Origin of the sequence: Gluconobacter sp., assembly GCF_047722525.1 — a bacterium.
In the GTDB taxonomy this organism is placed as follows: Bacteria; Pseudomonadota; Alphaproteobacteria; order Acetobacterales; family Acetobacteraceae; genus Gluconobacter.
This window is the reverse complement of sequence record NZ_JBDNYY010000053.1, coordinates 1-5055: the sequence shown is the minus strand read 5'-3', so window position 1 is coordinate 5055 and position 5055 is coordinate 1. Positions and strand designations below refer to the sequence as shown.

Sequence of the window (5055 nt, the reverse complement as noted above, 5' to 3'; positions counted from 1 at the left end):
GGCATATCGCCGTTCTGGAAGACGAATACGCGGCACTCGCCAAACGTGCCGCCACACTATCCCCGGACGCTCTGGCGGACGCTCTGATCGAACTGCTTGTCACGCTTCATCCTCGCGTGAAATCCCTGTCTGCGCTGATGGAGGCACGGACTGACAAGATGGAGATCCGTGATCGTGCACGAGGACATGCCATAGCCGGAATTGCGGCAGCATTGCGTGTCTGTGCGCCAGAGTTGGAGGACGCACTAGCGAGAGATATTGCTGCGGTCGTTCTAAACACCATGAAAGTGTTGCGCGGCATGCTGGCGAAGGACGCCCCCACGACGTCAGGCGCGCCTGACGAATTGCGGCGAATGCACCGACTCTATCTAACGGACCGGCTGCAGCCGTTTCGGCGTACTTCAGACGGCATAACGGACGCAGAGCCATAATTTCGCGGATTGGTGCAGCCAGGGTTTCAAACGCCAATTTCATCGCACCTCAAGTGAGGAGGCTAAATGGATGTGAGAAAACCGTGGAGAACTAACACAGTTTTGACGCGAAAATCTCGTACCCGGCGATGGCCGATTGCTTAGCAGGCAGACAGCAGTCGTCTAAATCTGAGACGTAAGCGACATTGCGCGCGAGCCGGTTAGCGGACAGCTTGTATCATAGGCGTGGCTAAGGATCTGAAGCGTCCCGTGTTTCCCGGAGGCTCCTATCTGTGAGAAGGAACTATGATGAACACGATGAGTCAGGGATTTTCGCCTGAGGTGCGGGAGCGTGTAGTCCGTACGGTTGGGGACGGCCGCGTCCTACTGATGAGTTGTAAGCGGTTCGTCGAGAAGATCGTTTATGGGCGACGCCTGCTTAGTTTGCGGCTCCTCGCCGAGGGACAAGGCGTCCATGGCGAGCACATCATCCCCCGATGGGTCTTCAAACGGTTATAGTTTGTTCGACCAGAAGATGACCTTGCCCACCGGCGAATTCATCCAACCTGAGATTCTCTAAGAGGACGTAAGTTGATGCTCGAACTGACCGAGGAATGCCTTCGCATCCTGAACAAGGGTTTCTTCGAAATCACCGATGCCGGCCCCCTACATCAGCCGATCCGCAGCTTTTCGATCCGGCGGGACGAAAAGCTGAATCTGATTTTGGAGACTGAAGCTGCCCCCAATGCTACGTCAGCGGCAGTCGATCAGCCGCCAGGCTCGGTTCGCTTGACTACTGAGCGGGCTCTCCTCCGCAGCGTAGGCGGCCTCGAAGGAGAGTTTTTCGGGCTAGTGCCCTACAGCCAGCATCGTCAGTCCCAGGGTGTGAGTGAGCAGTCTCTAACGGAACTGACCCAGGTTCATATTGCTAAGACCAACAACCCTTCCGGCGCGCCCGCGCTATACGTCATTGACTGGCTCGAAAACCTGCCCCAGAGCCCATACATGTGGCCCGCGGCTTCCGATGTGGTCACTAAAACCATTACGACGCGGAGAATTTCGCTCAACGACGGTATAACCATTACGAGCGATACTGAACGGTTCAGCAGCTCGCGAAACTCCGCCAAACTGACCGTGGATGGAATAACTTTTTACGTTTGCGCGCTCGACGAAAAAGACCGGACTGGTGCCATCAAGCCCGGGTGCATTGTTTACGATGGCGTCCCCGATGAGGAGTTCCGAAAGAAGGTCCGCACAGGCCTTTCCTTCGCGATGGGCATTTACTTGGTCGATTTCGGAACAACCCACTACGACGCCGAATGGAACGTCGTGTCCACATTAGCGCGGAGCGCCTACAGCCTTCGCCGCCATGCCTTCGACATTGAAACCCTCCAACTCGCGCCGCTCGGCGACCGCTTCTTGAACGAGTTAGGTGCCCGCCAGTTAACAAGGGCGATCCAGGCGTTTGTGACAGCGTTTGACGTCTTAGATCTTGCTAACCTGCATTGGGCTTTCTGGCATGCCTGCGCTGCCCCTCCGCATATCGCCCCCGCTCATTTCGGCGCGGCGATTGAGGGCTTGCAGAGTGCCTACACCAAAGCTAACCCGAGAAAGGTGCGAAAGGACTGGGCTACACAAGACGAATGGAAAGCCCTCAGGGCGGCGCTCAGCGACGTCATTGCCAGCGCTGACGTCTCCATTGAGGCGAAAGTGGCCTTGAAGGATAAACTGCCCACCTTCAATCGCATTGATCAGCGTCAGCGGCTTAAGGACGTCATGGCCACCCTGAAACTCGAGCTGGGTGAAGACGAGGACGCTGCTTGGCGCCGGCGGAACAAGGCCGCCCACGGCGCTCCCATCCCTCAGGGTCAAGAGTTGGAGGCGATCCGCGACATGAAGCTATTGAGAGGTTTATTTCAGCGCCTACTGCTACGGATCACCAACGCGGCGGATCAATACATTGACTATGCCTCGCCAAACCATGAGCACCGACCTTTGAGCCAGCCTCCGCCGACGATCGGCTAAAAGCTATTGAAGCCAATGTCCGCCACCTGGCAGGGCAGGAAGCAGTCGAAGAGCACGCGATGGAGGTAGGTACTTTGTCTTGAGCGCCTTCGCGAGGATTTTCCACGTGAGTGTCCGGTTTTGCCGGTCGCCCTGCACAAAGCAGACCTTCCGCTTACCCCGCTTAGCGGACTTTCATTGCCTCATCTGCCCACAGGGCAATCTCACTTGCGGAGGGATCTTCAAGGTTCTCCGCTGCCTCAGCAGCGCTCGCTGCAAGACGATGCATCGTTACTGTCCAAGGGGCGTCTTCCGCTTCGTTCGGGAGGGCGGCGTTGATATACGCGCAGGCATCCACGAACTGCCTCAGTCCCTCGACGAACAGGGCTTCACAATCGGCCATGCTGCAGTCTTGCCGGTGATCAGTCATGCCGTGCTTTCCATGGATTGAGGAGTGGCACCCCCGAATACCGGAAATCATCCGTGTTCCGTGTCACAACCGTCATGCCATGTACCAGGCCGGTCGCGGCGATAAGGGTGTCGCGCTCCGGGCCCGGATCCGGAACATGCAGGTGAGCGCAGCGGCGGGCGACCGCCAGATCGATGGGAAGCACCCGCTTCGAAAACTCGGGTAGAACGTAGTTCTCCAGCCAGTTCCGCAGAACGCTTCCCTGGGCGGGATCCCTGCGCTCGATCCGCATGACACCGACATCCAACTCCATGACGGTGATGACAGACAGGAAAAGGGTCTCAGCCTCCACCTGCTCTGCCCATCTGGCGACATTGGGGTCGGCCCTGCCCGCCCGCACCTTTCGCAGTTCGGAAACGACATTCGTGTCCAGCAGGAACATCAGCCAAAGTCCGCGGGACGCAGGCCGAGGGTCATGGGCGTCGGATCGAACTCGATGTCTTCAGCACCAGGCAGGGCGAGTGCATCCGCGATCTTTCGCGGTCTGCGGGTCAGCCGGCGATAGTCGTCGATACTCAGCAGAACATGGGCCGGCTTGCCGCGGTCGGTGATGAAGACAGGCCCCTCAACGGCAGCCTTTTTCGCCCGGGACGTGTCCTGATTGAACTCACGACTGGAAAATGTGGTGACAGTCATCTCGGGCGCCTCCTGTTTCTTATGTAGCGACATTACTACAATGACGCAGGCAGCGCCACAGAAATCGGGCTCTTCCGGTCTGCACTCACAAACGGGCCAGCCAGTGTCCTTCACAGGGCAGGTGCCCGACCTGGAGCTGACATTCTGAACGGAGAAAGCTGATGAACACGATGGAGCATGGTGGTGCAATGGCAGTCGAGCGCGTCAAACGCCTCGTGGCGGAGGCGCGCAGCCGCGCAGCCTCTTCGGAAAGCCCGCGGCCGAAGGACAGTTCTGCTGACGCGACTGAGAGAAACGCGAGCGTGGTCCTCGAGCGGGAGAATGATCCGGGGTCGGCCCGTCAGCAATGACGGGATATATCCCGAGCGCCTCGATACTCCCTCTTTCCACGGCGGCCATGCTCGGCCGTCCCTTTTGTGGTGATTGCCTTGACGACACTCATTCCTCTTTGCGTCCCGTTTGAGCGCCGTAAGGAAGCAGCCCGGGGCGGTGCCACGTTCAACGGGGAGCAGAAGTGCTGGATGGCGCACCTGGGCAAGCTCGACGCTCTCCTGCCGTTCGTCCCTTACCGGTATCGGCCGGACCGCAAGGCCCCCTACATCCGTCCGTGGATGGTGCCGCAGGCTCTGTGGGGCTTTAATCTGCGCGCCTTCCTGGCGCCCGAAGACTGGAACCGGATCCGGAAGGATGCCTATGCCCGCTCCGGGTCCCGTTGCCGGGTGTGCGGAGGACGGGGTCCCCAATGGCCGGTCGAGGCTGACGAAGGGTGGGCGTATGACGACGAGCGTCGGATCCAGACCCTCAAAGGGGTGATTTCCCTCTGCCCTGACTGCCATGGCGTGCGTCACTGGGGAAAGACCATGACCGAGGGCAGGCAGGGTGCTGCTTTGGCCTGGATGGCAGAGGTGAATGGCTGGAGCCACACCGAAGCGGCGCGGTGCGGAGACCAGGCCATGAAGCAGTGGCATACGCGCAGCCGCCATACCGACTGGCAGTGCGACATCTCCTGGGCAATCAGAACCTACAGTGTTGTGCCGATCAAGGACGGCGAAACGCTGGCCCGCGAGCTGAACCGGAAATTCGTGCGGCAGGCGCAGACGCGCGTTGGCATCAGGGCCGGGCACGTTACGCACATTGAACATCTGATCGGTGAGCGATAGGAAACAGCCCCCTTCCCCTGCCGTCTGAAGGCCTGCGTCGCATTCCAGACGCCTGCCTGTTCCGACCCGTTACAGGCCCAGAGGCGGGACCCCGGCCCGATACAGACCTTCGAACAGATCCCCGAGCGCCAGACGCCGTCGCAGCGTCAGACGTCGTTGGGCCAGGTGATACATCCGGTCGTGCAGCAGATGGCAGCGCTGACACAGCGCGCGCAGATTGCGCAGCCGGTTGCTGGTGGGATCATGATTCAGATGGGCCGCTGCCAGAACCACCTTCGTCTGTCGTATTTGCAGATGCTCGATCAGGTCCGGAGGCGAGATCCGCCTGCCCCGACCATTGAACCAATGCCCCGTCTCCGGATGCTTCCATCGGCCA

At 59.5% G+C, this 5055-nt stretch carries 8 protein-coding genes; 4 read left to right on the top strand and 4 right to left on the bottom strand.

Going from position 1 to position 5055, the window contains the following annotated elements:
• The coding region (locus ABF859_RS15350) for a TetR/AcrR family transcriptional regulator (RefSeq protein ID WP_415528498.1) at nt 1-431 on the top strand (431 nt) is incomplete at its 5' end.
• Between the two features lie 573 nt (nt 432-1004).
• Nucleotides 1005-2435: a hypothetical protein gene (locus ABF859_RS15345; RefSeq protein WP_415528497.1), complete on the top strand. Its 1431-nt coding sequence runs from the start codon at nt 1005-1007 to the stop codon at nt 2433-2435.
• 163 nt (nt 2436-2598) lie between these two features.
• Here the strand turns inward: ABF859_RS15345 and ABF859_RS15340 are convergent, their stop codons facing one another.
• Genes ABF859_RS15340 through ABF859_RS15330 form a run of 3 tightly spaced genes read right to left on the bottom strand, consistent with a single transcriptional unit; the run spans nt 2599 to nt 3519 of the window.
• Nucleotides 2599-2844 (bottom strand): hypothetical protein, encoded by a 246-nt coding sequence (locus tag ABF859_RS15340; protein WP_415528496.1) that lies wholly within the window; start codon nt 2842-2844, stop codon nt 2599-2601.
• Entirely contained in the window at nt 2837-3265 is a 429-nt protein-coding gene (locus ABF859_RS15335; protein WP_415528495.1) for a type II toxin-antitoxin system VapC family toxin, read from the bottom strand. The genes ABF859_RS15340 and ABF859_RS15335 overlap by 8 nt, the downstream gene beginning before the upstream one ends.
• The gene (locus tag ABF859_RS15330) at nt 3265-3519 is read right to left on the bottom strand and encodes a type II toxin-antitoxin system Phd/YefM family antitoxin (RefSeq protein ID WP_415528494.1); all 255 of its coding nucleotides are present in this window, start codon (nt 3517-3519) and stop codon (nt 3265-3267) included. Before ABF859_RS15330 ends, ABF859_RS15335 begins: the two co-directional genes overlap by 1 nt.
• Nucleotides 3520-3680: 161 nt before the next feature.
• On the opposite strand from ABF859_RS15330, the gene ABF859_RS15325 reads away from it, so the two are divergent.
• Both ABF859_RS15325 and ABF859_RS15320 read left to right on the top strand, forming a co-directional pair.
• Nucleotides 3681-3869 (top strand): hypothetical protein, encoded by a 189-nt coding sequence (locus tag ABF859_RS15325; protein WP_415528492.1) that lies wholly within the window; start codon nt 3681-3683, stop codon nt 3867-3869.
• A 69-nt stretch (nt 3870-3938) separates the two neighbouring features.
• Nucleotides 3939-4679 (top strand): hypothetical protein, encoded by a 741-nt coding sequence (locus ABF859_RS15320; RefSeq protein ID WP_415528500.1) that lies wholly within the window; start codon nt 3939-3941, stop codon nt 4677-4679.
• Nucleotides 4680-4748: 69 nt separating this feature from the next.
• Here the strand turns inward: ABF859_RS15320 and ABF859_RS15315 are convergent.
• On the bottom strand, nt 4749-5055 hold a 307-nt coding region (locus ABF859_RS15315; protein WP_415528491.1), incomplete at its 5' end, for a hypothetical protein.